The sequence below is a fragment of the Cohnella thailandensis genome (genome assembly GCF_014212135.1).
Classification (GTDB): Bacteria; Bacillota; Bacilli; order Paenibacillales; family Paenibacillaceae; genus Cohnella; species Cohnella thailandensis.
Genome location: NZ_JACJVQ010000006.1, coordinates 340,161 through 363,332 on the forward strand (window position 1 = coordinate 340,161; position 23,172 = coordinate 363,332).

The window sequence follows — 23,172 nt, forward strand, 5'->3', positions numbered from 1 at the left end:
CGCTGTAACCCGAAAAATTCGGGTTGCGGGGCCAAAGCAAGGGCTTTAAACCGCCGTAACCCGAAAAATTCGGGTTGCGGAGCCAAAACAAGGGCTTCGAGCCGTCCTAACCCGAAAAATTCGGGTTAGAGCACCTCTTAGCCGCAGCAGTTCATAAAGAATGTAAAATTAGAACGCTTGTCCGAAAGTTCCCTGGAACAGGAGCTCTTGAACGGGCTTGCGCGGGGAAGGAACTTCGCGCTGCGCCATTCCTTCCGGCAATGCGTCGCTCGGGCCTTGATAGCCGATAGCGACCAGGGCTTGAATGGCGTAGTCTTCCGGGATGCCAAGCGTCTCGCGGGCCTTGGCGAAGTCGAAGCCGGTCATCGCGTGGGTGGCCAAGCCTTGGCGAACGGCTTCATGAGCGAGCGCTCCCCATGCGGCGCCGGTATCGAAAGCGTGCGACGGGAACGGGCCTTTGTCCGTCTCGGTGCTGGAGACGATCAGCACGAGGGCCGGAGCCTTGGTGCACCAGGTAAGGTTGAACTCGCCGATGAAGGTATGGAATCTCGCGCGGTCTTCCGGGGAAGTGGCGACGATAAATCTCCAAGGCTGGTAATTGAACGCGGAAGGCGCGAAACGAGCGGCTTCGAAGACGCTGAGAAGCTTCTCTTGAGGGATCTCCTTCTCCAGGAAGGAACGCGGCGACCAACGGTTGACGTTGATCGGGTCGATCGAATAAGCGGTAGGACGGTTCTGTTCGAGCAAAGTTTGTGCGTTTGCCATAATTATGCCTCCTCTAAAGCGTGTGTTGGAATGTTCTCTAGCTGCCAAGCGGCTTGCTTAAACCGAGAAACATGACGATGCCATTATAGCAAAGATTATTACAAAAATATAGCAACTAGCAAAAGTATCTCCGTGCGCCTAACGGAAACAGACTTCTTTCAAACGTCAAGAGGAGAACTTACCGCCAGCGTTCTGACGATAGGTTCTCCTCTTTGACGACCTTTAAGCCTTAGCGATCGGTATCCATACTTCGCAGCGATAATCGGAAGAGGACGTATCCCCTTCCGGATACACTTCCAGCTCCGGTCCCGCGGCATGCTCGTACCCCGTGGACGGGAACCATTCCTCGAAAATTCGGCGCCACACGGCTTGGATGGTATCCGGCATCGGGCCGACCGAAGGGAAGACGGCCCACGTGGTCGCCGGAACCGTAAATTCCTGCCATTCGTCGTCGGCGGGCCGATCCGCGTTCTCGACGGCAATCCAATAGTCGAACCGTTCATTCGCCAGGTCCATATCCCCGCAGATCCCGAGCAGATCCTTGCCGGGACTTAGCTGAGCGATTTTCCCTATCGTGCCGTCTCCGCCCGCTTGCTGCCAGAACCTCGTAATGTCCCTGTGATTCTGCCCGCCTTCCGTCGAGGTGGTGATTTTAATGCCTAAGGTGCGAAAAGCCGGCTTTTCTACGATTCGGTAATCCATGTCCTGTACTCCCTTCAGAGATAAATGGAAGGAGAGCCGGGGGAAGGCCTTCAGCGATACTCCCGCCTCGCGGGCTTCCGAAGGCGTAATGCCATGAGCCTTCCGGAAAGCCTTGGAGAACGATTCGGGCGATTCGTAGCCGTACTTCAAGGCGATATCCAGCACCTTGGCCGAGGAGCTGGCCAGCTCCTGCGCGGCGAGAGTAAGCTTTCGCCTCCGGATATACTCGGCGACGGTGAAGCCCGTCAGCATATGGAACATCCGTTGAAAGTGGAAGGGAGAGGAATAGGCCTCCCGGGCCAGCTCCTCGATATCCGTCTTGCCTTCCATTCGTTTCTCCATCAGGCTTATCGCCCTTGACATTCGATCCAGCCATTCCACTCGGCGCTCCTCCTGTCTTCTCCTATCGTACCATCGTCAGGTCGAGTCTTCCTGTCTTGCCATGCTTTTGCCGAACCGATTCATCGGGCCTTATCGCGCTTGCCTGAATTCATTTTAACGAAAGTTCTGACCGCTTGACAGGGGGGACCGGGATTCGCGACAATCGGAGCATCGATCCTACCTTCAGGAGGTTCATAGAGATGCAGCCTTTCACTCAACGCGTCGTCGCCGTCATTCGCGGCATTCCCGCCGGCCGGGTCATGACCTACGGACAGGTTGCCGCCGCGGCGGGAAGCCCTAGAGCCGCCCGGCAGGTCGTCCGAATTCTTCATTCGCTGAGCGAGAAGCACGGGCTTCCTTGGCACCGCGTCGTCAACAAGAACGGCGAGATCGCGATTCAAGAGGAAGAGGGAAGCTATACCCAGAGGCTATTGCTGGAGGAAGAGGGCGTTTCGTTCGGGCTCGGGGGAAGAATCGATTTAAGCGAGCACGCGCATACTCCTGAGGCGGGCGATTTTCCGCCCGAGCGTTGACATGAAACCGATTGGTATCCTATAATTCTGTCAGAACGTGAAACCAAATGGTTTCATAATAAGCCAATCCATTTATCCATGTGCGGAGGTTAATCTCATGAGCGAATCCACGAACGCGCTTCCCGATATTCGTCAGACCCAATTGCTGAAAGCGCCGATCGAGAAGGTATGGCAAGCCGTCTCCACGGCGGAGGGCATGGCTTCCTGGTTCATGCCGAACGATATGCAGCCCGTCGTCGGCCACGAATTCCACCTGAACGCGGGTCCCTACGGGCAATCTCCCTGCAAGGTGACGGAGGTCGATCCGCCTCATCGCTTATCGTTCAACTGGGGCAAGGATTGGACGCTTACCTTCGAATTGAAGGAAGTGGACGGCCAAACCGAATTCACCCTTATTCATGGAGGCTGGGATCCGGAGAAGGTCACCGAGTTCGGAGAAACCCACCGTCTGGTGCGCGACCGGATGGCCGGGGGCTGGGCGGGAATCGGCCAGAAGCTTCGCAGCTTGCTCGAGGCTTAAGATGGCGGGCTCTGCCGCTCCGAAGCATGACGTGTTCCAGGCGATCGCCGATCCGACTCGCCGCAGCCTGCTGAAGCTGCTCGGCGAGGAGGAACTGCCGGTAACGGCCATCAGCAGCCATTATCCGATGACGCGAACGGCCGTATCCAAGCATCTGCGGATTCTCGCGGAGGCGGGACTGGTGTCGGAGAGGAGGGTCGGCCGGGAGACCCGCTACCGGCTGGAGCCCGAGCCGCTTCAAGAGCTGAAGAAGTGGCTGGCCTATTACGAGCGATTCTGGAACAACAAGCTGGCCGCGCTCAAGCGGTTTGTCGAGGACGACGAGCCGGAGGCTCCGGCGGATCGGACAATCGTCGATACGTCCATGGGCAAGACGGATCTTTAAGTAAAAGACGCCTGAGGGCACCCGAAGCCGACAATGCGCGGCCGCCCGGGTGCTTTTATTTATGCCTTCAACGGCGTATGCCATCTATCCATCATGGGCAGTTTAAGACGGTATTTGCCATTCTAGAAGCTCCAGAGGAAACTGCCCATGAATAAGCAACATCCATCCTCACCATCGCGGGGGCGCTTCGATGGGCAGACATGGCTGCTGCTCATCGTGAACGCGCTGTTCGCGACGGCCCACGCGCTGTCCGGCACTTTTCTCGGCGTCTACCTGTGGAAGTCCAGCGGCAACTTCGCGCTGCTCGGCTGTTTCGCGCTGATCAACCATATTTGCATGGCGCTGACGTTCTGGCTCGCGGGCCACGAAGTGAAGCAAGGCCGCAAGATGACGGTGCTGCGGCTCGGAATCGCCGCTTCCGCCGTGTTCTACTCGCTGGTGCTTCTGTTCGGTTCCGGAGCGATTCGCTATATCTGGCTGCTCGGAATCGTGCAGGGCCTGGCCGCCGGGCTGTTCTGGCTGGCGTTCAACACCCTTTACTTCGAAGTGACAGATGCCGACAACCGGGACCGGTTCAACGGATTCTCGGGAGTGACCGGCGCGCTGGCCGGCATGATCGCCCCTTGGTGCTCCGGCTTCGTGATCTCCCGAATGCAGGCGGAGAGCGGGTACCGTCTCATCTTTATGATCTCCCTGGGGATTTTTATCGCCGGAGCCGTCATCAGCTTTTTCCTGCGCAACCGGAAGACGGAGGGGAGCTACGAATGGCTTCTTGCGCCGAGGGTCCTCCGGGAGGCGCACAACCCGTGGAGGCGCGTCGTCCTTGCCTTGGCGTCCCAAGGGCTTCGGGAGAGCGTCTTCGGCCTTATGATCGGCCTGCTCATTTATATCCAGACGAAGAGCGAGATGCAACTGGGCAACTTCACGCTGCTCACCTCCGGCATCAGCTTCGTCAGCTTCTACGTGGTGGGACGATGGCTGAAGCCGGCCTGGCGCGAAAAAGGATTGCTGGCGGGAGCGCTCGTCATGTCGGCGGTGGTGGCGCCCTTCTTCCTCGGCATCAAGCTCGGCGTCATGCTGACGTTCGGAATCGGCATCGGGCTGTTCATGCCGTTCTATTCGATCCCGATGACGTCCTCGGTCTTCGATCTGATCGGCCGCAATGAAGACAGCGCGAAGCAGAGGGTCGAATACATCGTGATGCGCGAGCTTGCCCTGAATGCGGGGCGAATTCTCGGGATGCTTGCCTTCATCGTTACCGTCAGCCTAAGCAAGTCTCCGTCGACGCTTACCGCGTTCCTGTTCGTCATCGGCTGTTCTCCGCTCCTAAGCTGGTTCTTTATGAGGCCGCTTCTGGCTCGCCACGCATCCGGAAGAGCGTCCGCCGATCCGGAGCCGGCCTAGAAACCGTATTCATCTCCCCCTTCTCTCTGATACAATGGATAAGATTGGAGGGGAGCTGCCCATGGGCACCTCGATTCAAGAACATCCTGAGGAGAGACGCAACCTGGAGCCGTCAACTTATTCGGAGCGACTCATCGCCAAGGTCTGCATGCTGGCCGGCAAAATCATGATGGAGAACGGAGCCGAAACCTACCGGGTCGAGGATACGATGACGCGCATCGCCGATTCGTTCGGGATGCCCCGTTCGCAGAGCTTCGTGACGCCGACGGGGATTATTTTCTCCATGGAAGGAATCGCGCCGGACACCCGGCTGACCCGAATCTCCGCGAGATCGACCGATCTGCGCAAAGTTACCGAAGTCAACGCGATATCGAGACGAATCAGCGCCGGCGAGCTTGCCCCCGAGAAGGCGCTGGAGCTGCTTCATGAGGTCGAGTCCTCCCGCGCGAGCATCGCCCCTTGGCTGCGGACGGTCGCGGCCGCGCTTAGCAGCGGATGCTTTCTTATCATGTACCAAGGACAATGGGGCGATTTTATCCCGGCGCTCGTGACGGGCGGGCTTGGTTATCTGGCCGTGACGACGCTCGACCGGATCTTCTCGGTCAAGCTGTTCGCGGAGTTCATGGCTTCCGTCGTCGTCGGGATCCTGGCTTGCCTGTTCGTGGCGACCGGTCTGGGACGGGAGTTGAACACGCTGATCGTCGGATCCGTCATGCCGCTCGTGCCCGGAGTTCTGATCACGAACGCCGTTCGCGATCTTATGGCGGGGCATTACGTGTCCGGGCTGTCGAAGGGGGCGGAAGCCTTCCTCACCGCGCTTGCCATCGGCACGGGGATCGCCGTCGTGCTTTCCTTCTATAAAGGGGAGGGGCTCGGCTTATGATGATCGGGGAGCAGATAGCGACCAGCTTCATCGCTTCGGCCGGCTTCGCCATCCTGTTTAACGTTCCGGCGAAGAACATTCTCTATTGCGGGGTCGCCGGCATGATCAGCTGGATGACGTACCGCTTCCTGCTGGAGGGCGGCGTCGATCCGATCGCGGCCACGCTGGTCGCTTCCTTCGTCGTGTCGGCGCTCAGCCAGATATTCGCCAGATCGTTCAAGACTCCCGTCATCGTCTTTCTGATCTCGGGAATCGTGCCGCTCGTGCCGGGGGGAGTGGCTTACGACGCGATGCGGAACGTCGTGCAGCACCAGTACGACGTCGCGGTTCAGCTGGCTTTTCAGGCGTTTATGCTGTCGGGCTCCATCGCTTTCGGCATTATGTTCTCGGAAGTGTTCAACCAAGTAATTCGCAAGCTGAGAGCTCCGTAAGAGAGGCTTTCTGCGATCTATAATCGGACAAGGGAGAGGAAAAATGGCATGACAGTGGGGATATTGGCGCATTTGGCAGGAAGCCGTCCATACCGGGAGCTGGCGAAGGAGATTGCCGCTCGCGGGTTTCCGTACGTTCAATTGGCTCTGTCCAAGGCGATCACCGACGTGGATTTCTCGCTGGGGAGACTAAGCCCGGGACTTGGCAACGAAGTGGGAGGCGCGCTGGCGGACGAAGGCGTGCGAATCGCGGTGCTCGGCTGCTATGCCAGCTTGATCGATCTGGACGATGAAATCTATCGGCACAACGTCGAGAGATTCAAAGAGCATCTTCGCAACGCCCGCCATTTCGGGGCTCCTACCGTCGCCACCGAGGTCGGGGTTCCTCCGGCGAAGGACCCGGCCTTGCTGGAGAAGCACTGGGACCGCCTGCATGCGGCGATGGACGAGCTGGTCGAGGAGGCGGAGCGCTGGGGAGTGACGATCGGGCTGGAGGCGGCGCAAAACCACCTGATCGATTCGCCGGAGACGATGGCGAGGACGATCGAGAGATATCCTTCCTCCTGCGTCGGAGTCGTGCTCGACCCTTGCAACTTGCTGGGGCGGCACAATATCGACCGCCAGGACGAAGTGATCCGCGAGGCGTTCCGCTTGCTGGGTCCTCGCATCGTCAGCGCTCACGCGAAGGATCTGAAGCGGGATGCGGACGGAGTGCCTCGCGAGACGGCGGCGGGAAGCGGGGAGCTCAACTACGGGCTCTTCCTAGATCTGCTGGAGAAGCAGAAGCCTCGCGGCTTCGTCACGCTGGAAGCGGTGACGGACGGGAACATGCAGGAAGCGGCAAGGTTTATCCGCGAAGGCAGGGCTGCGGCTCGCCGATAAAGCAATGAGGGGCTGTCCGAGGGGACAGCCCCTCAGGCTGTCGAGAAAGCCGGCCTTATGGGGAGATGGAGCAAGCTGCGGACTCCCTATCCCTTATCCATTCGCTTCGGACTGCCGGTATATAAAAGCCGTAGCATCCGGAACAGGATCAGGTTCAATCCATACACCAACGCGTATACCGGGATGGAATAAAGATGCCGCCAGCCCGAGAATTCAAATACATGGCAAAGCTCCGCTATCTCCTCCAGGCCGGTTGTCGCCAAAGCCCAACCTCCAAGGTACAGCGCGGCTTTGACGCCCATCGGTCTCCAGCGGTCGAACAAGTAGATAACCAAATAGGCGGTCGGGGCATACAGCATCACATAGATCAGCAGATCGAAGAGCTCGTAGTCCGGCCCGTCGTTGACTTGATATAAATCAAGCGGTTCGGTGGCGATCATAAAATCCACGAAGTTAGCGGTATACAGGTTGAACAGCCAAATGAAGATGCTTTGCGAGATAGGGAAGCGTTTGGGCAGAAAGAAGATCAGGGTATAGAGGAGGACGCTGGCAATGAGGATGAACCATTCGTTGACGTCGAACCGATGCGGTAAATTCATCGTAAATATCCTTCTTTGCTCAGCAGATTGCGATACAAATAAGCAAAGGCCAGCGCGACGATCAGCCTCGAGCCTACATCGGCCAACATCATCCCCTGGTTCCACCCGACATTCGTCGTCAGCCCTAGCGCATGGAGGGCATACTTCGCCCCCGACGCCAGAATGAACCACCAGGCCATCGCGATCGCCTTTTGGTATGCGCTTAGGCCGGGATGGAACCAGCCGAACAGCGCCCATACGAATAAACCGGGGAGCAGGACGACTTCCGTTAGAATAATATTCGACATGATGATCAGATTTTTATCGTAATAAATCCGTTTCCAGAGCAGCGCGATGACATAAAACCAGTGCTCGGACACGGCTCCGAACATAAGCCAATTGACGACGATCTCGGCGGGATGCAGGACGGTACGGGCATAACGCAGCGAATACAGCAACAGAGCGCAAATCAGGGCGACGGAGATCAGGATGGAGATCGGGTACAATCGCATATCAGTCCATTCTGCAAAACTTTGTGTTGCTATACTATGTAACAAATTGTCCCGTTTCATTCAGGGCTAATACATAAAGCGAAGCTTAGCGGATGCCAGACGGCAGCCGGGCAGAACATGAAAAACGGGGTTTCCCGACAAGCTGAAGGGGCTGTCCCATATGGACAGCCCCTTCTAGTCGCTACAGCACGCGGCGCGCCGTAACGTAACGCTTGGAGTAGTTGGCGGAATTGATGTCGCTCACGAGCAGGCCGTTCCAGTGCGGGCCGATCGTGTTGTGGATGAACTTGCCATTGCCGATGTAAATGCCGACATGGTTGATGGCTTTGGAAGAGCCGACGGTCAAGAAGATGAGGTCGCCCTTCTTCAGGTTGCTCTTCGAGACGTATTTGCCTTGAAGGCCTTGCTTCTTGGAGCTCCATGGAAGGCTGACTCCGTACTTGCCGAACACGTACTTCGTGAACGAGGAGCAGTCGAAGACCAGCTTGCTCGGATTGTTGACGTTGAATTTATAAGTGACCTTCCCGCGAAGGGATTGGGCTAACGCGATGATCTTGTCCGCTTTCTGGCTAGCCGTCAAAGCGGAAGTCGAAACGGCGGTTGCCGATACTGTCTTGGTTGCGGCGGAAGCTTGGTGGACTCCCGTTCCGGCAAGTCCGGAACCCGCGAATACCGCGAGGCAGGCAAAGGCGACGATCGATTTCTTCATTGCGTTCGGTTTATTCATGCAGTCCTCCTGGTGAAGTTAGATTTCGTTGACATCCAGGAGTATAGCATGGGGCTTGTCCCGGCATTGCGACTATGAGCCTATCTTAATTTTGCTAAATTTAGGACTATAGACTCACTTTAGGACAATTACACCTCCGGATAATGGGCCCGAATGAACTCGTCGCGGCCGGACTTCTCCCTATCTTCCTTGTAATGCTTAGGATTCTTCTTATGATAATCCTGGTGATACTCCTCCGCCGGATAGAAGACGCTTGCGGGTTCGACCGCGGTCACGATGGGCTTGTCGAACCGGCCGCTCCGGCCGAGCTGCCGCAAGTATTCTTCGGCCAGCTGTTTTTGCTTCTCGTTATGATAGAAGATCGCGGTCCGGTATTGGGAGCCCCGATCGTGGAATTGTCCGTCCGGATCGGTCGGATCGATCTGGACTCCGTACAGCTCCAGAAGCCGCTCGTAAGGGAACGTCTCCGGATCGAAGTCGATCTGAACGACCTCCGCGTGCCCTGTCGTTCCCGTCTTGACCTGCTCGTACGTCGGATTCGGGACGGTTCCCCCCATATAGCCGGACACGATGCCTCCGATGCCGGGCAATTCCTCGAACGGGGTGACCATGCACCAGAAGCAGCCTCCCGCGAACGTCGCTTTTTCCATAACAAAACCCCCTATTAAACTTAATATCTATGAAACAAAGTATCCTTAATATTTGTTTGTGTCCAGTAAACTTCCGTCGACAAAAGAGGTGGTTGTGGATTTTTATGGTGCGAGTTATATTAAAATTGTTAACTTGGCATAAAAATCTAAAAATTCCATGACAGTATTTAGGAGCCTATGTTATATTGTTTTACATTAAATCTCAAAAAAGAAAAGTGGAGGGGTTTACAAATGTTCAGCAAATTGTCCAAGTGGGCAGTACCCGCAGTCGCGTTGCTTATGCTCGCAACCGCATGCGGCAACAACAACAATAATAATGCGTCCCAAGGCTCTTCGGAAGCTCCGTCCAGCAGCCCGGCTGCTACGGAATCCGCATCGCCGAGCCCGAGCGAGAGCGCGAGCCCGGAAGCGACCGGCTACGTTCCGGAGAAGTTGACCGTTCAATTCGTTCCTTCCCAGAACGCGGACACGCTCGAAGCGAAGGCTAAGCCGCTGGAAGAGCTCCTTAGCGCGCGCATCGGCATTCCTGTCGAAGTCAGCGTATCGACCGACTACAACACGATTATCGAAGCCATGGCTTCCAAGAAAGTAGACGTAGGCTTCCTGCCTCCGACGGCTTACGTTCTTGCCAAGGAGAAGGGCGCCGCAGAGGTTATCCTGCAAGCTCAACGCTTCGGCGTCGACGACGCGACCGGCGCTCCGACGGAAGAGCTGGTCGACGGCTACAAGTCGATGATCATCGTTAAGAAGGATTCCCCGATCCAGAAGGTAGAAGACCTGAAGGGCAAGAAGATCGCTTACCAGAACGTGACTTCCTCCGCCGGCTTCGTATGGCCGGCCGCTACCCTGATGGAAGCGGGCCTGGATCCGCTGAAGGACGTCGAGCCGATTACGGTCAAGGGTCACGACCAAGGCGTTCTCGCCGTTCTGAACGGCGACACGGACGCGGCCGCTATCTTCCAAGACGCTCGCAACACGGTAGCGAAGGATTACCCGACGGTATTCGAAGATACCCGCGTTCTGGCGTTCACGGACTTCATTCCTAACGACACGATCTCCGTTCGTTCCGACATGAACGCGGAATGGATCAAGAAGCTGCAGGATGCGTTCATCGATATCGGCAAGAGCGAAGACGGACATGCGATCATCAAGGACATTTACACGCATGAAGGCTATGTCGTCTCCGACGACAGCAAGTTCGAAATCGTTCGCGAATACGGCGAGAAGGTCAAGACGGAGTAATCCGCGCCCTTCATTGCCCGATAACGCCACACAGCGCATTTCCGCTTCGCGGCGCGAGGCGGCCTGAATAGAACAGCCAGCCGAATGATTCGTTATTCGCTGGCTGTGCTTTTTATTAACTACGCCAAAGGACGGATGGACCGTGATCGAACTCCGCAACGTATCCAAGACTTACCCGAACGGGACCAAAGGTCTTAACCGGATCAACCTGACGATAGGCAAGGGAGAATTCGTCGTCATCGTCGGCCTGTCCGGCGCGGGCAAATCCACCATGCTTCGTTCTATTAACCGCCTTCACGAGATCACCGACGGAGAAATCCTGATCGAAGGCAAGTCGATTACCAAGGCGTCCGGAGCCGGGCTCCGCCGCATTCGCAGAGATATCGGAATGGTGTTCCAGAGCTTCAATCTCGTCAAGCGGTCCTCGGTCATGCGCAACGTGCTGGCCGGACGAGTGGGGTATCACTCTACCCTGAGGACGGTGCTCGGCTTGTTCCCTAAAGAGGATATCAACCTGGCTCTGAACGCGTTGGAGCGGGTTAACATATTGGAGAAAGCGTATATCAGGGCGGACCAGCTGTCCGGCGGCCAGCAGCAGCGGGTCGCGATCGCGCGCGTTCTGGCCCAGGAAGCGAAGATCATTCTGGCGGACGAACCGGTCGCCTCGCTCGATCCGCTTACGACGAAGCAGGTCATGGACGACCTGAAGAAAATCAACCAAGAGCTCGGCATCACGACGATCGTCAACCTTCACTATATCGACCTGGCGCGGGAGTACGCCACCCGCATCATCGGCCTGCGCGCGGGCGAGGTCGTGTTCGACGGTCCGGTCGCGGAGGCGACGGACGAGGTGTTCGCCGAAATTTACGGCCGTCCGATCAAGAAGGACGAGCTGCTCGGAGAGGCTGCGCTATGAACGGCACGGGAACCAACGGATTAAGCCGTTTGCCGAAGAAGCCGAGCCGAATCAAGCACTACTTGACCTTCGTTATCGTCCTGTGGATGGTATGGGGCAGCGCCGTTCAGACGGATTCCACCTTCAAGGAGCTCTTCACCGGCCTTCCGGAGATGTGGAAGCTGATCGAAGAGATGTTCCCGCCGAACTGGCAATACTTCGATAATATCGTTCCCGCCATGCTGGAGACGATCCGGATGGCCATCGCGGGTACGACCTTCGGAGCCATCATCGCCATTCCGTTCGCCGTCATCTCCGCGAGCAACATCGTGAAGACGCCTTGGATCATCTATCCGGCGCGATTCATTTTGAACCTGATCCGCACGATTCCGGACCTGCTGTTGGCCGCCCTCTTCGTCGCGATCTTCGGCCTGGGGCTCGTGCCCGGCATTCTGGCGCTCGCGGTGTTCTCCGTGGGGCTGATCGCCAAGCTGACCTACGAGGCCGCGGAGACGATCGATCCGGGTCCGCTGGAGGCGATGACGTCCGTCGGCGCGAACAAGATTCAATGGATCGTGTTCGGGGTCGTTCCGCAAGTGGCGGCTCACTACGTGTCCTACGTGCTTTATACGTTCGAGATCAATGTCCGCGCGGCGGCGGTGCTCGGTCTGGTCGGCGCTGGCGGGATCGGCCTGTATTACGAGAAGACGCTGGGCTTCCTTGAGTACGACAAGACGAACAGCATCATCCTGTTTACTCTCGCGGTCGTTCTCGTTATCGATTTTATCAGCACTAAGCTAAGGGAGAAGCTGCTATGAAGAGGCGCATCTGGCTTAGGTGGACGATCGTTGTCGCCCTCGTTCTTATTTATGTTTGGACGTTCGCGGGAATCGAATTTAACGGAATTAAACCGACCGCGGGGAAAATCACCCGTTCCATCTTCGAAGGGATTTTCTCGCCGGATTGGGATTACGTTTATTTGCCCGATGGGGAAGATCTGCTGAGAGGCCTGCTGGAGACGCTTCAGATCTCGATCCTGGGCTCCGTCATCTCCGCTATCGTCTGTATTCCGTTCGCTTTCTGGTCGGCTTCGCGCAAGGGCAAATCCAAAGCCGCGTCCGGGTCGGGCAAATTCGTGCTCAGCTTTATCCGCACGTTCCCCGAGCTCGTCATGGCCATCCTGTTCACGAAGGCCGTCGGCCCCGGCTCGTTCGCCGGCGCTCTCGCGCTCGGCCTGCACTCGATCGGGATGCTGGGCAAGCTCTTCGCCGAGGAAGTCGAGAACATGGATTCCGGGCCTACGGAAGCGTTGGTCGCGACGGGAGCCAATCGGCTCCAGGTGCTCTGGTTCGCGGTTATCCCTCAGGTTCTTCCCGGGTTCCTGTCGTACTCCTTGTATCGGTTCGAGATCAATGTCCGATCGGCCACCATCCTCGGCTTCGTCGGGGCGGGAGGCATCGGCACTCCGCTTATCTTTGCGTTGAGCTCCCGCAGCTGGGATCGCGTCGGCATTATTCTTCTGGGCATCATCGTCATGGTCACGATCATCGATTTGATCTCGGGTTATCTTCGCAGGAAATTGGCCTGATTCGAGTTTAGATATTCGAGATAGAGAGGTTATCCGATGCGGCTGCCGCCGCGGAGGATAGCCTCTTCTTTGCATACAGCGGCTTAGTATCGAGTTCGAACCGCGGGAAATAGTAAGAAGGAACGAGAGAAGACGCTAAGGTGGAAGGATGCGCCATAAATTTTTTTCCAAATAAACAGTCCTTGAGTGAAATGTGCAAGAAATCACAAAATTAAAGGCTCAAGACCGTATTTTACGGAGAAATACCCTTCATGTTTGGATTAAATGGGTGTAGAATAGACAAGAAAGGTTTAGTTTCGACCTGCTTATGCGGACGAGCTGGAACGATAACGGGCATGATGCTGACGTCTTTTATGTGAAGACCTTCTAGCGGTTTTTATGTGAAAAATGTTACAATGTATCCTGACGCGGTGTCGTGATGATTCGCTGCCTTCGCGGGCCGAACAACGTAACCGATTAGGATATTCACGCAAAGGAGGATGCAACTGCATGTCACAAGTGTCGCAAGAGACCATTGCAGCTGAGAAGCCACAGATCGACGTTCTCGATCAACTGATGAAGCCTGAAGTTCAGGAATCCCTTACCGTCCTGGTGGAGAACCTGCCCAAGCTGGCGGAGATGGTAACGTTCCTGACGAAGGCGTACGATTTCGCTCAGAACGTTGCAACGGACAAGGTGCTGATCAACGATTTCGCGAACGGGATTGGGGAAGTCGTTAAGCCTGTCGTGGAGAAGACGAAGGGCATCGCGGCCGCGGCTATCGAAGCCGGAGACCGCGCTCAAGCCGATACGGCGACGGTCGGCCTGTTCGGCCTGCTCAAGCTTCTGAAGGACCCGCAGCTGCAGAAGACGCTTCGTTTCACTCAAGCGTTCCTGACGGTGCTGGGCGAGAAACAGCAAGCTAAATAACGATTCGCGAAGAACGGAGGATGGAAAATGTCTAAACATATTCTAATTCTGGGCGGCGGATACGGCGGCTTGCTGTCCGCGCTGACGGCTCGCAAGCACCTGAACGCCAACGAAGCCCAGATTACGTTGATTAACCGTTACCCGACTCACCAAATCATTACGGAGCTTCACCGTCTGGCCGGCGGCACGATTAAGGAAGGCGCGGTAGCTCTTCCTCTGAACAAGCTGCTGAAGGGCAAGAACGTAAACCTGGTCGTCGATACGGTATCGGAGATCAAGCCTGACGACAAGAAGGTTCTTACGTCCAGCGGCACTTCCTATACCTACGATGCGCTCGTAGTCGCGTTGGGCAGCGAGACGGCGTTCTTCGGCATTCCGGGACTGCAAGAGAACAGCTTCACGCTGAAGTCCGCGGAAGAAGCCAACCGCATTCGCACCCACGTGCTCGCTCGCCTGGACGCTTACAAGCAATCCGGCGACAAGAAGGACGCGACGATCGTCGTCGGCGGCGGCGGCCTGACGGGCATCGAGCTCGTCGGCGAATTCGTCGACAAGCTTCCCGAGATCTGCAAGGAGAAGGGCATCGACTTCGGCGACATCAAGCTGTATGTCGTTGAAGCGGGTCCGAACATCCTTCCGATCTTCCCGCAAGAGCTTATCGACCGCGCGGTAGCTTCCCTCGAGAAGCGCGGCGTCGAAGTCATCACGGGCGTTGCGATCACGGAAGCGACGAAGGACACGGTTGCCCTCAAGGACGGCCGCGTGCTCGAGTCCAACACGATCATCTGGACCGGCGGCGTTCAAGGCCACCCTGTCGTCGCGAACTCCGGCATCGAAGTCAACCGCGGACGCGCTTCCGTGACGGACTTCCTGCAATCGACTTCGCATCCGGAAGTGTTCCTCGCGGGCGACTGCGCGGTCGTCATTCCGGGCGAAGGCGCTCGTCCTTATCCGCCGACCGCTCAATTGGCTTGGCAGATGGGCGAGACGGTCGGCGCTAACCTGGCTGTCTTCTTCAAGGGCGGCAAGATGGAGAAGTTCGAGCCTGTCTTCTCCGGCACGCTCGGAAGCCTGGGCCGCAAGGACGCGGTCGGCACGATCGGCGGCAACGGCACCCGCCTGAAGGGTACTGCCGCAACGCTGATGAAGGAAGCGAGCAACATCCGCTACCTGTCCCACATCCACGGCCTGTTCGCTCTGACTCACTGATTATCCGAATCATAAGCAATCGAGGAAGAATCCTCGCTCCGGCGCCTTGTTGGAGCGGGGGTTCTTTTTTGCGTAGTCGAAAAAGAAAGGCTTGATAAACGCCCGGCATCGCTTGACAAAACTAATATCATTAGCTAAATTGAAACTAATGTAATTAGTTAACAAGGAGGCGGCAAGATGGTCGTTTTGCAGGGAGTGATCCTGGCGGTGCTTTTTCTGGTGGAATTGGCCGCGTTGGCGGGCTTCGGCTATTGGGGATTCCAGGTTGGCCCCAACGCGGCTTTTGGCTGGTTGCTAGGGATCGGGACGCCGCTTGCAGCCGCTGTCTTCTGGGGGCTCTTCGTCGCTCCCAAGGCGAATTTTCCCGTGTCTATCCCGGTCAGGACTCTTCTTCAGGCGCTCGTATTCGCGTTGTCGGGATGGTCCCTGCATGCGGCGGGCAAATCCAATCTGGCCTTGATCTTTTTGATCGTCGCCTTCGTTGACCTCGTTCTTGTCCGAACCATGAAGCTTTGATAAAGGTGCAGACGTTAAATAAACGAAATCGCATCAAACGAAATCACATAAGGGGATAAGGTATCTTCGAGAGAAGATCGGCCTTATTCCTTGTGTGATTTTTTTTTGCGTTTCGGTTCGAAATGATGATGTTAGACAACATTACATGAATCTTTGCCCAGAGAAACGAAAGCGGGCGAGTGCAGACAGAGTGACCGAAAATGAGGGGCTCGATTTTACTATTTGTCTAATGCCTTAGGAAGGGTGGGGATGTAACATGTAAATAAATACGACATTAAAACTTGAAAAAGATAACATTTACATGACATTTATGTTGTGTAGGTTTAGAACAGCGGCAATGACCAAACCCGGGGAGGAATGAGCATGACGACGGCTGCCGAAGCTGCGGCGATGATGCCAGAGATCCAGATGGACCAGGTTAGCATGCGTTATCGGGCGAATTCCAACGAAGTGCTTGCGCTGCAGCAGGTCAGCCTGACTATCGGCAAGGGAGAGTTCGTCTCTCTGCTCGGCCCTTCCGGCTGCGGCAAGACGACGCTCCTTCGCATCATGGCCGACCTTCTGGAGCCGACGGGCGGGACGGTCACGGTGGCGGGGAAGACGGCCAAGGAGGCGCGGCTTGCGCAGAAGTACGGAATCGTCTTTCAGAGCCCGGTTCTCTACGATTGGCGCAAGGTGAAGGCGAATATCGCGATGCCTCTCGAGCTCATGGGACTCAAGAAGGCCGAACGCGAGAAGAAGGCGATGGAACTGCTCGAGCTGGTCGGGCTTCAAGCCTTCAAGGATAAGTATCCTTGGCAGCTGAGCGGCGGGATGCAGCAGCGGGTGGCCATCGCCAGGGCGCTGGCGATGGAGCCGGAGATCTTGCTCATGGACGAACCGTTCTCCGCGCTGGACGAATTCTCGCGCGAACGGTTAAACGAGGAGCTGCTATCGATCTGGAGCGCGGTTCGGAACACGGTCGTGTTCGTCACGCACAGCATTCCGGAGGCGATTTTTCTCTCCGATAGGGTATTTGTTCTCTCTCCTCATCCGGGCAGGCTGTCGGCCGTCGTCGAGATCGACCTCCCGCGGCCGCGAACGAAGGAGATGCGCAACAGCCCCGAGTTTTTCCGATTGATCGGGCGGATTCGAGACAGCTTCGAAGGGGTGTAGCCGATGAAGGGACGCAGCTTCCTCGCGAACGGGCGCTGGCAACCTGCGCTCGTGTGGGCGATTGCCCTTGTTGCTCTGTGGGAGGCATTCTCCTGGTACCTCCTGGAGGTCAGGGAAGTGCCGCTCGCTCAATCCAAGCTCCCTTATGTCCACGAAATTATCCAAACATTCGGAAATTACGGGGATACCCTATTCAAGGAAGGCAAAGTAACCTTCGGCAACGCGGGCCTGGGCTTCTTGCTTGGCGCCGCCGCGGGCGTGGTCCTCGCGATTCTGATGAGCGTATCGAAGCCGGTGGAGCAATTGACCTTCCCGTATGCGATCGCCTCGCAGATGATTCCGATTCTGGGGCTTGCCCCCATCATCTACGGGATCGTCCATGACGAGAAGCTCTCCCGTATTCTGATCGCGGGCTACATCACGTTCTTCCCGGTCTCGCTCAACATGCTTCGCGGCCTTCGAAGCGTGCAGCCGATCGCCTTGGAGCTGATGCGCTCCTACGCAGCCAAGCCGTGGAGCGTCTATTGGAAGCTTCGCTTTCCGGCGTCGCTGCCGAGCTTGTTCAGCGGACTCAAGATCGCCGCTCCGCTCGCGGTGACGGGCGCGATCCTCGTCGAACTGATGGGCGCGCAGCATGGAGTGGGCGTCATCATGCTCCGCAACTTGTATTATGGACCTTCCCATACCTATATGTTCTGGTCGACGGTCATCGTCGGCGCCGTACTGGGCGTTCTGAGCTACCTCTTGATCAGCGTCATCGAACGGATCGCGGCTCCTTGGCAGCCGGACCTCCGCGCGAAGCAAGGAGGCGAACGCTAATGGAAGGAGATTCTCTCGCGACGGGCGCGGCTCCGGCACTCGGAGCATCCGCAGGAACGCAGGTCGATCCGGCGCCTTCCAAACGGAAGTTCCCGATGGACAAAGCGAGGAAGACGGTTCTACCGCTTGCGGCCGGGCTCCTGTTCCTTCTCCTTTGGCAGAATCAAGTTTTCCACAAGCTGTTTAACCTTCAAGTGTACCAGCTGCCGCTTCCCTCGAAGATCTGGGAGGCGATCCGCCTCAACGTCGACCTGCTGCTGGAATACACGCGTTATACGATGACGGAGGCCGTTCTCGGCATGTTGGCCGGCTCGGCGGCCGGCTTCCTGATCGCGGTTGTCGCGACGCTATGGCCCAGATGGGGCTCGGGAGGCATCCTTCTCGTCGCCGCCTTGAACGCCGTTCCGATCGTGGCGCTCGCTCCGATCATGAATCTGTGGTTCGGCGACGGGATCGGCTCCCGCGTCGCGATCGTCATGGCGACCACCATGGCCGCGATGGCGATGAACGCTCATAAGGGCCTGAATAACGTGGATCCCTTGGCCCTCGATCTAATGCGCTCCTACGCGGCGAAGAAACGCGAAGTATTCATCTACCTGCGAATCGCGAACAGTCTTCCCTATGCGTTCACGGCTCTTAAGATCAACACGACGGCGAGCATGATCGGGGCGATCGTCGGCGAATTTTTCTTCTCCTCCCGGGGCCTCGGTTATCTGCTCTCGAATTCCATCAAGGTCGCGAAAATGCCGCTGGGCTGGGCATGCATCGTTCTCGCGGCCGTCGCCGGAGTGATCTTCTATCTCGCGATAGAGAGGCTCGAGAAGCTCTTCATTCGCTGGCATCCTTCTCAGAGAACGTAACGCTCCATTGCCGCACAGCCGGCGACCGCCTAGCCGCTGGCTAAGCTGGTTGCCGATCGCATATAACCCGCACCTTGCAGAACCATGCTGTGTTCCAATTACTCAAAAAACAAAGGGAGAGAGAACCGAATGAAAAGGAAAAGAGGGTTTTATCGCCGTTCCGGGGTCATGGCTTTCCTTCTGCTGTTCGCGATGACGGCGGCGGCTTGCGGCAACAACAACAATAACGATCCGGCGGCATCTCCGTCCGGGTCGGAATCCGCGTCGCCGTCCGCTTCCGCCCCGGCTTCGAGCCCGGCAGCCGGCGAAACGCCCGCCGCCGATCCGGTGAAGGTGAAGCTGCAGCTGAAGTGGGTGCCGCAAGCTCAGTTCGCCGGCTACTTCGTCGCCCAGGAGAAGGGCTATTACGCGGAAGAGGGACTTGAAGTCGAGATCCTTCCGGGCGGACCGGACATCGTCCCCGAACAGCAGGTCGCGAACGGCGCGGCCGACATCGGCATCGACTGGGTAGCGAGCTTGCTGGCCCATCAAGAGCAAGGCCTTCCCCTCGTCGAGATTTCCCAGATCTATCAGAAGAGCGGTCTCGTGCTCGTCTCCAAGAAGTCCGCCGGCATCGCCGGCCCGGCCGACCTGAAGGGCAAGAAGGTCGGCAACTGGATGGGCGGCAACGAATTCGAGCTGCTCGCCTTGTTCGACAAGTATAAGCTCGATCCGAACAAGGACCTGAGCTTCGCGAAGCAGGGCTTCACGATGGACCAATTCCTGTCGGGCGAGCTCGATGCGGCATCGGCGATGACGTACAACGAATACCAAGTCGTGCTGGAGCAAGGCATTCCGGCAACCGACCTGAACGTCATCGACATGAACGCGGAAGGCGTGGCCATGCTCGAAGACAATCTGTTCGCGAACAAGGATTGGCTGGCCAAGAACAAAGAGACGGCGGCCAAGTTCGTTCGGGCTTCGTTGAAGGGCTGGAAGGATGCGATCGCCGATCCGGCCGGCGCCGTCGACATCGTCATGAAGAGCGCGGAAGAAGGGAGCACGTCGAAGGATCACCAGCTGAAGATGATGGAGGAGGTCGCCAAGCTGGTCGCTCCGGAGGGCTTCGATCTCGCCAAGCTCGGCTATATCGACGAAGCGGCCTTTAAGCAGACGGCCGACATCGCGCTTCAATTCGGCGTTATTGCGAAGGCGGCCGATCTGACGACGGCGTATACGAACGAGATCGTGGAGATGGCTTCGAAATAACCTCAGGCAAGCAAGAACGGATGGCACCCGAACCGGGGCCATCCGTTCCCGCAAGCAGAATCGGCGAGAATGGCAGGAATGTCGGGACGAACCTTGAATATGGTAATAAAATATAGGATTCGCAGAGCTATGCTTCATTCCGCCGCGGCCCGTTTCTCCGCCAACTTGTCCGGATGAAGGAGTTGATAGGCTCTAAGCGCCACTTGAATGGAGATTCGATTCTCGGGAGACATGAAGTCTTCGCCCAGCAGCTCGGAAATTTTCTCAAGACGGTAGTACAGGGATTGGCGGACGATGAACAGCTTCTGAGCCGCGATTTGCTTGGAGCCATCGTGATCCAGATAGACTTTCAGAGTGAGCAGCAGCTCGCTGCCCTTCGCCTCGTCGTAGTCGAGAATGGGCCCCAGGTAGTTGCGAACGAAGCCCTGAAGCGTAGTGCCGTCATTCAGATTCAGCAGCAGTTGGAACACCCCGAGCTCCTCATAGAAGAGAACCGTTTTTTGGCAACAGGTATGAAGAGACAACGCTTGAATCGCTTCCTGGTAACCGGAGAAAGCATGCTTGAGATTCGAATGGGCTTTGCCGACCCCAACGATCAGCTTCAGGTCCTTCCGTTTATCGTCCGCCTGCAGGCTCCGGAGGGAATCGAGCGCTTGCTGCAGCCTTCTGTTCGCGGGAGCTTTGGCTTTCCGGTCCAGGGCGATGACGGCGAGCCGATTGTTCTTCAGCGTGATCAGAGGCCGGAAGGAGAATCTCTCGAAAGCGGATCTTAGGAGGAGCGACAGGTGAAATCGAAGCGCGTCCAGCTCGTTCTCCGAAGGATTCAGGTGCAGGTCGTACAGGTTCTCGATCTCGATCAGGCAGACCCGGTAGCTCATCTCGTTTAACGTTTTGAAGTCGGGACCGATCAACGCCTTTAACTTCTGCTCGTCCTCGTGCCGGCCGCTTAACAGCTCGTCGACCCAGATGTTCTCGGAGAACTGCTTGCGCTCCTCCATGTACCGGGTGCGAAGCAGTTCCTGCGCGATGGACATGGACGCCGAATCCAGCAGCAGGGTATCGAATTCCTCCGGTTTATGAAGGCAAATCAGGATGAGGAAAGCCCAGGTTTGATCCAGGGCTCCGACGGGCTTCAGAAGGAGGGTGCGATTCTCTTGCTCGAGAACGTAGGGGGCCGCATTCGGCTTCAGCTCCGCAAGCTCGTCCCAGTAGCCGTCGAGAAGGGTCAGCAGCCGCTCCTGTTCCTCGGGCGCCATGTTCGGGCAGAAGATCGCCTTGCCTTTAAGCGGACGGAAAACGATCTGGGAGGAAGTGCTGCGATGAAGCAGCCTGAGAACGCCGGGCGTCGCCTGAGAGGTGAGAGTCAGCCGCGAGAATTCCCGGGAGAGGCTCTCGAGCTCCTGCAGCATCCGATGGTGCCGATTGATGATCAGGGAATGAAGGTCTTGGGTGATGTCGACGAACCGTACCGTATGCGGAAACAGGACAAGCGGGAACGAATGGCGTTCGGCCAGCCGGATGAGCTCTTCGGGAACCGATTGAAAGTATTGGCCGAGTTCGATGCACAAGCAGGTTGCTTTCTGCCCGATGAGATTGCCCAGAAAGCTGACGGAGGATTGACTGTCCAGTTGGAAAGCCATTCCGGTCGTGAGAATCATCTCGTCGCCGTGAATGAGCATCTCGAAGTGGGGAGTCTCCAGGATATGCACCCATCGGATCGGACGGGCGAGGCCGTTCGCCCCGGCGACGACCTGAGCGTCGCGGAATAACGGACGTTGCAGCGCTTCTCTTACGGTTAGAAACCGTTCGGTGTCCATGCCAAGATCCTCCTCTTACCAAACAAATCGAGCTGTCTTGAATAAGATAATCCGATAAGACAGTCACGTTAATGTCACTTATCTTACCATATATTCCAGTTTGTTTTTCTGAAAATTTTAATAAATCTCGCTATTCATGCCAGAGAGAAAAACCAGGAGGGATGACAAGTGGAACGCACCCGATCGCTTAACACGCTGTCCGCCGAGAAGTTCGCGATTCAGTTCGCCGAAGCGGAGCCCGGTTTGACGTACAAGGCCGCATCCGAGGAAGCCAACCGCTGTTTGTATTGCTATGATGCGCCCTGCATCAAGGCTTGTCCGACGAGCATCAATATCCCGTCGTTCATCAAGAGAATCGCCACGGGCAACCTGAAGGGGGCCGCCGCGACGATCATGGATTCCAATCCGGTTGGGGCGAGCTGTTCGCGGGTATGTCCGACGGAGGAGCTGTGCGAAGGGGCTTGCGTCCTGAACCATGCCTCCGAGCCGATCCGAATCGGGCTGCTTCAGCGTTATGCGACCGACTGGGCAATTCAGAGGGGGAAGCCGTTGTTCCAAGCGGGTCCGTCCATCGGCAAAAAAGTCGCGGTGATCGGAGCGGGTCCGGCGGGGCTGTCGGCAGCGCGCGAGCTGGCGAGAGACGGCTTCAGCGTGGTGATTTACGAGGCTAGAGAGAAGGCGGGCGGGTTGGATACCTACGGGATCGTCTCCTTCCGGCTGCCGCAAGCGGTCTCGCTCTGGGAAGTCGAGCAAGTCGAGAAGCTGGGGGTCGAGATCAAGACGGGCGTGAAGGTCGGCGAGGACATTCCGGCCTCCGAGCTGCTGGAGCAGTACGACGCCGTCGTTCTGGCAGCCGGAATGGGCTACGTTCCTTCTCTCGGAATCGAAGGCGAGGAGCTGAGCGGCGTCTACGATGCCATCCGATTCGTCGAAGGAACGAAGGCGGGCGTTCCCGATCTCGCGCTCGAAGGGGCGAGAGTCGCCATCATCGGCGCCGGCAACACCGCGATCGACGCGGCGACCTGCTCGGTCCGGCTCGGCGCGGAGAACGTCAAGATGGTGTACCGCCGCACCAAGGACGAGATGACCGCTTACGATTTCGAGTACGAATTCGCGAAGCGGGAGGGCGTCGAGTTCAGCTGGCTGACCGCTCCGAAGCGGATCGTCGGCGACGAATCGGGCCGCGTCGCTTATCTCGAATGCGTAAGGATGGAGCTATCGGCGGAAAAGGGCAAGGACGGCAGAAGGGCGCCGGTTCCGGTTCCCGGATCGGAATTCTTGATGCCGGTCGATGCCGTCGTCGTCGCGATCGGGCAGAAACGCCATACCCCGCTCATTGAGCTGCTTGGCTTGGAGCACGACCGGGGCGTCGTGAAGATCGACGCGGGCACCCGGCTGACGTCGAATCCCAAGGTGTACGCGGCGGGCGATATTATTTTCGGCAATGGGCAAGGGGAAGTGATGGTCGTCTCCGCTGCCGAACAAGGCAAGCGAGCGGCTCATGCGATCAGCGAGCGGTTCTCGGTTAGAACGAACTCGGTGGCTATTTAATTTAGGAGGA

At 57.2% G+C, this 23,172-nt stretch carries 26 protein-coding genes; 19 read left to right on the top strand and 7 right to left on the bottom strand.

Features of this window, described 5'->3' with window-relative positions; genetic code table 11:
* Window positions 1–168: 168 nt before the first annotated feature.
* On the bottom strand, window positions 169–765 hold the full coding sequence (locus H7B67_RS09495; protein ID WP_185119558.1) for a nitroreductase family protein: 597 nt from the start codon (window positions 763–765) through the stop codon (window positions 169–171).
* A gap of 222 nt (window positions 766–987) precedes the next feature.
* Window positions 988–1,848: an effector binding domain-containing protein gene (locus H7B67_RS09500; protein WP_185119559.1), complete on the bottom strand. Its 861-nt coding sequence runs from the start codon at window positions 1,846–1,848 to the stop codon at window positions 988–990.
* A 200-nt stretch (window positions 1,849–2,048) separates the two neighbouring features.
* Here H7B67_RS09500 and H7B67_RS09505 point away from each other — a divergent pair, with 200 nt between their 5' ends.
* The 7 genes from H7B67_RS09505 to H7B67_RS09535 all read left to right on the top strand — a co-directional run bounded on the left by H7B67_RS09505 (window position 2,049) and on the right by H7B67_RS09535 (window position 6,886).
* Complete coding sequence (locus tag H7B67_RS09505) at window positions 2,049–2,381, top strand: MGMT family protein (RefSeq protein ID WP_185119560.1); 333 nt, start codon at window positions 2,049–2,051, stop codon at window positions 2,379–2,381.
* 97 nt (window positions 2,382–2,478) lie between these two features.
* Window positions 2,479–2,901: an SRPBCC family protein gene (locus tag H7B67_RS09510; protein WP_185119561.1), complete on the top strand. Its 423-nt coding sequence runs from the start codon at window positions 2,479–2,481 to the stop codon at window positions 2,899–2,901.
* A gap of 1 nt (window position 2,902) precedes the next feature.
* On the top strand, window positions 2,903–3,286 hold the full coding sequence (locus tag H7B67_RS09515; RefSeq protein ID WP_185119562.1) for an ArsR/SmtB family transcription factor: 384 nt from the start codon (window positions 2,903–2,905) through the stop codon (window positions 3,284–3,286).
* A gap of 147 nt (window positions 3,287–3,433) precedes the next feature.
* Entirely contained in the window at window positions 3,434–4,690 is a 1,257-nt protein-coding gene (locus H7B67_RS09520; RefSeq protein WP_185119563.1) for an MFS transporter, read from the top strand.
* Between the two features lie 148 nt (window positions 4,691–4,838).
* The gene (locus tag H7B67_RS09525) at window positions 4,839–5,573 is read left to right on the top strand and encodes a threonine/serine exporter family protein (RefSeq protein WP_245363235.1); all 735 of its coding nucleotides are present in this window, start codon (window positions 4,839–4,841) and stop codon (window positions 5,571–5,573) included.
* Window positions 5,573–6,004 carry a threonine/serine exporter family protein gene (locus H7B67_RS09530; protein ID WP_185119675.1) on the top strand — a complete coding sequence of 144 codons (432 nt, stop codon included), beginning with the start codon at window positions 5,573–5,575 and terminating at the stop codon, window positions 6,002–6,004. Before H7B67_RS09525 ends, H7B67_RS09530 begins: the two co-directional genes overlap by 1 nt.
* 48 nt (window positions 6,005–6,052) lie before the next feature.
* Window positions 6,053–6,886: a sugar phosphate isomerase/epimerase family protein gene (locus tag H7B67_RS09535; RefSeq protein ID WP_185119565.1), complete on the top strand. Its 834-nt coding sequence runs from the start codon at window positions 6,053–6,055 to the stop codon at window positions 6,884–6,886.
* A gap of 86 nt (window positions 6,887–6,972) precedes the next feature.
* On the opposite strand, the gene H7B67_RS09540 is transcribed toward H7B67_RS09535, so the two are convergent.
* The 4 genes from H7B67_RS09540 to msrA all read right to left on the bottom strand — a co-directional run bounded on the left by H7B67_RS09540 (window position 6,973) and on the right by msrA (window position 9,353).
* Window positions 6,973–7,485: a hypothetical protein gene (locus H7B67_RS09540; protein WP_185119566.1), complete on the bottom strand. Its 513-nt coding sequence runs from the start codon at window positions 7,483–7,485 to the stop codon at window positions 6,973–6,975.
* On the bottom strand, window positions 7,482–7,976 hold the full coding sequence (locus H7B67_RS09545) for a hypothetical protein (RefSeq protein WP_185119567.1): 495 nt from the start codon (window positions 7,974–7,976) through the stop codon (window positions 7,482–7,484). The genes H7B67_RS09540 and H7B67_RS09545 overlap by 4 nt, the downstream gene beginning before the upstream one ends.
* A gap of 181 nt (window positions 7,977–8,157) precedes the next feature.
* Window positions 8,158–8,703 carry a C40 family peptidase gene (locus tag H7B67_RS09550; protein ID WP_245363156.1) on the bottom strand — a complete coding sequence of 182 codons (546 nt, stop codon included), beginning with the start codon at window positions 8,701–8,703 and terminating at the stop codon, window positions 8,158–8,160.
* A gap of 128 nt (window positions 8,704–8,831) precedes the next feature.
* Window positions 8,832–9,353 carry a peptide-methionine (S)-S-oxide reductase MsrA gene (msrA, locus tag H7B67_RS09555; protein ID WP_185119568.1) on the bottom strand — a complete coding sequence of 174 codons (522 nt, stop codon included), beginning with the start codon at window positions 9,351–9,353 and terminating at the stop codon, window positions 8,832–8,834.
* Between the two features lie 231 nt (window positions 9,354–9,584).
* Here msrA and H7B67_RS09560 point away from each other — a divergent pair, with 231 nt between their 5' ends.
* The 11 genes from H7B67_RS09560 to H7B67_RS09610 all read left to right on the top strand — a co-directional run bounded on the left by H7B67_RS09560 (window position 9,585) and on the right by H7B67_RS09610 (window position 19,794).
* A complete protein-coding gene (locus tag H7B67_RS09560; RefSeq protein ID WP_245363153.1) occupies window positions 9,585–10,595 on the top strand; it encodes a phosphate/phosphite/phosphonate ABC transporter substrate-binding protein in 1,011 nt (336 codons plus the stop codon).
* Window positions 10,596–10,737: 142 nt separating this feature from the next.
* Window positions 10,738–11,511, top strand: coding sequence for a phosphonate ABC transporter ATP-binding protein (phnC, locus tag H7B67_RS09565; protein ID WP_185119569.1), 774 nt, complete (start codon window positions 10,738–10,740; stop codon window positions 11,509–11,511).
* Window positions 11,508–12,308, top strand: a complete 801-nt coding sequence (phnE, locus tag H7B67_RS09570) for a phosphonate ABC transporter, permease protein PhnE (protein ID WP_185119570.1) — start codon at window positions 11,508–11,510, stop codon at window positions 12,306–12,308. The genes phnC and phnE (H7B67_RS09570) overlap by 4 nt, the downstream gene beginning before the upstream one ends.
* Window positions 12,305–13,078 carry a phosphonate ABC transporter, permease protein PhnE gene (phnE, locus tag H7B67_RS09575; RefSeq protein ID WP_185119571.1) on the top strand — a complete coding sequence of 258 codons (774 nt, stop codon included), beginning with the start codon at window positions 12,305–12,307 and terminating at the stop codon, window positions 13,076–13,078. Before phnE (H7B67_RS09570) ends, phnE (H7B67_RS09575) begins: the two co-directional genes overlap by 4 nt.
* Window positions 13,079–13,567: 489 nt before the next feature.
* Entirely contained in the window at window positions 13,568–13,987 is a 420-nt protein-coding gene (locus H7B67_RS09580) for a DUF1641 domain-containing protein (protein ID WP_185119572.1), read from the top strand.
* Between the two features lie 27 nt (window positions 13,988–14,014).
* The gene (locus H7B67_RS09585) at window positions 14,015–15,196 is read left to right on the top strand and encodes an NAD(P)/FAD-dependent oxidoreductase (protein WP_185119573.1); all 1,182 of its coding nucleotides are present in this window, start codon (window positions 14,015–14,017) and stop codon (window positions 15,194–15,196) included.
* A gap of 177 nt (window positions 15,197–15,373) precedes the next feature.
* Window positions 15,374–15,712 (top strand): YrdB family protein, encoded by a 339-nt coding sequence (locus H7B67_RS09590; RefSeq protein ID WP_185119574.1) that lies wholly within the window; start codon window positions 15,374–15,376, stop codon window positions 15,710–15,712.
* Window positions 15,713–16,075: 363 nt separating this feature from the next.
* Complete coding sequence (locus H7B67_RS09595; RefSeq protein WP_245363151.1) at window positions 16,076–16,867, top strand: ABC transporter ATP-binding protein; 792 nt, start codon at window positions 16,076–16,078, stop codon at window positions 16,865–16,867.
* 3 nt (window positions 16,868–16,870) lie between these two features.
* Window positions 16,871–17,686, top strand: coding sequence for an ABC transporter permease (locus H7B67_RS09600; RefSeq protein ID WP_185119575.1), 816 nt, complete (start codon window positions 16,871–16,873; stop codon window positions 17,684–17,686).
* Window positions 17,686–18,546 carry an ABC transporter permease gene (locus H7B67_RS09605; protein ID WP_185119576.1) on the top strand — a complete coding sequence of 287 codons (861 nt, stop codon included), beginning with the start codon at window positions 17,686–17,688 and terminating at the stop codon, window positions 18,544–18,546. Before H7B67_RS09600 ends, H7B67_RS09605 begins: the two co-directional genes overlap by 1 nt.
* Before the next feature lie 129 nt (window positions 18,547–18,675).
* Window positions 18,676–19,794, top strand: a complete 1,119-nt coding sequence (locus tag H7B67_RS09610; RefSeq protein WP_245363149.1) for an ABC transporter substrate-binding protein — start codon at window positions 18,676–18,678, stop codon at window positions 19,792–19,794.
* A gap of 134 nt (window positions 19,795–19,928) precedes the next feature.
* On the opposite strand, the gene H7B67_RS09615 is transcribed toward H7B67_RS09610, so the two are convergent.
* The gene (locus tag H7B67_RS09615; protein WP_185119577.1) at window positions 19,929–21,611 is read right to left on the bottom strand and encodes a PucR family transcriptional regulator; all 1,683 of its coding nucleotides are present in this window, start codon (window positions 21,609–21,611) and stop codon (window positions 19,929–19,931) included.
* A 168-nt stretch (window positions 21,612–21,779) separates the two neighbouring features.
* On the opposite strand from H7B67_RS09615, the gene H7B67_RS09620 reads away from it, so the two are divergent.
* Window positions 21,780–23,162 carry an NAD(P)-dependent oxidoreductase gene (locus H7B67_RS09620; RefSeq protein ID WP_185119578.1) on the top strand — a complete coding sequence of 461 codons (1,383 nt, stop codon included), beginning with the start codon at window positions 21,780–21,782 and terminating at the stop codon, window positions 23,160–23,162.
* Window positions 23,163–23,172 lie beyond the last annotated feature (10 nt).

What these genes read in the sequence shown, in the direction of transcription:
- H7B67_RS09550 (WP_245363156.1), bottom strand. Translation starts at nt 8,703, where the DNA reads ATGAATAAACCGAACGCAATGAAGAAATCGATCGTCGCCTTTGCCTGC.
- H7B67_RS09515 (WP_185119562.1), top strand. Translation starts at nt 2,903, where the DNA reads ATGGCGGGCTCTGCCGCTCCGAAGCATGACGTGTTCCAGGCGATCGCC.
- H7B67_RS09495 (WP_185119558.1), bottom strand. Translation starts at nt 765, where the DNA reads ATGGCAAACGCACAAACTTTGCTCGAACAGAACCGTCCTACCGCTTAT.
- H7B67_RS09595 (WP_245363151.1), top strand. Translation starts at nt 16,076, where the DNA reads ATGACGACGGCTGCCGAAGCTGCGGCGATGATGCCAGAGATCCAGATG.
- H7B67_RS09615 (WP_185119577.1), bottom strand. Translation starts at nt 21,611, where the DNA reads ATGGACACCGAACGGTTTCTAACCGTAAGAGAAGCGCTGCAACGTCCG.
- H7B67_RS09600 (WP_185119575.1), top strand. Translation starts at nt 16,871, where the DNA reads ATGAAGGGACGCAGCTTCCTCGCGAACGGGCGCTGGCAACCTGCGCTC.
- H7B67_RS09535 (WP_185119565.1), top strand. Translation starts at nt 6,053, where the DNA reads ATGACAGTGGGGATATTGGCGCATTTGGCAGGAAGCCGTCCATACCGG.
- H7B67_RS09510 (WP_185119561.1), top strand. Translation starts at nt 2,479, where the DNA reads ATGAGCGAATCCACGAACGCGCTTCCCGATATTCGTCAGACCCAATTG.
- H7B67_RS09545 (WP_185119567.1), bottom strand. Translation starts at nt 7,976, where the DNA reads ATGCGATTGTACCCGATCTCCATCCTGATCTCCGTCGCCCTGATTTGC.
- H7B67_RS09560 (WP_245363153.1), top strand. Translation starts at nt 9,585, where the DNA reads ATGTTCAGCAAATTGTCCAAGTGGGCAGTACCCGCAGTCGCGTTGCTT.
- msrA (WP_185119568.1), bottom strand. Translation starts at nt 9,353, where the DNA reads ATGGAAAAAGCGACGTTCGCGGGAGGCTGCTTCTGGTGCATGGTCACC.
- H7B67_RS09530 (WP_185119675.1), top strand. Translation starts at nt 5,573, where the DNA reads ATGATCGGGGAGCAGATAGCGACCAGCTTCATCGCTTCGGCCGGCTTC.
- phnE (WP_185119571.1), top strand. Translation starts at nt 12,305, where the DNA reads ATGAAGAGGCGCATCTGGCTTAGGTGGACGATCGTTGTCGCCCTCGTT.
- H7B67_RS09585 (WP_185119573.1), top strand. Translation starts at nt 14,015, where the DNA reads ATGTCTAAACATATTCTAATTCTGGGCGGCGGATACGGCGGCTTGCTG.
- H7B67_RS09525 (WP_245363235.1), top strand. Translation starts at nt 4,839, where the DNA reads ATGCTGGCCGGCAAAATCATGATGGAGAACGGAGCCGAAACCTACCGG.
- H7B67_RS09590 (WP_185119574.1), top strand. Translation starts at nt 15,374, where the DNA reads ATGGTCGTTTTGCAGGGAGTGATCCTGGCGGTGCTTTTTCTGGTGGAA.
- H7B67_RS09540 (WP_185119566.1), bottom strand. Translation starts at nt 7,485, where the DNA reads ATGAATTTACCGCATCGGTTCGACGTCAACGAATGGTTCATCCTCATT.
- H7B67_RS09580 (WP_185119572.1), top strand. Translation starts at nt 13,568, where the DNA reads ATGTCACAAGTGTCGCAAGAGACCATTGCAGCTGAGAAGCCACAGATC.
- H7B67_RS09605 (WP_185119576.1), top strand. Translation starts at nt 17,686, where the DNA reads ATGGAAGGAGATTCTCTCGCGACGGGCGCGGCTCCGGCACTCGGAGCA.
- H7B67_RS09610 (WP_245363149.1), top strand. Translation starts at nt 18,676, where the DNA reads ATGAAAAGGAAAAGAGGGTTTTATCGCCGTTCCGGGGTCATGGCTTTC.
- H7B67_RS09505 (WP_185119560.1), top strand. Translation starts at nt 2,049, where the DNA reads ATGCAGCCTTTCACTCAACGCGTCGTCGCCGTCATTCGCGGCATTCCC.
- H7B67_RS09520 (WP_185119563.1), top strand. Translation starts at nt 3,434, where the DNA reads ATGAATAAGCAACATCCATCCTCACCATCGCGGGGGCGCTTCGATGGG.
- phnE (WP_185119570.1), top strand. Translation starts at nt 11,508, where the DNA reads ATGAACGGCACGGGAACCAACGGATTAAGCCGTTTGCCGAAGAAGCCG.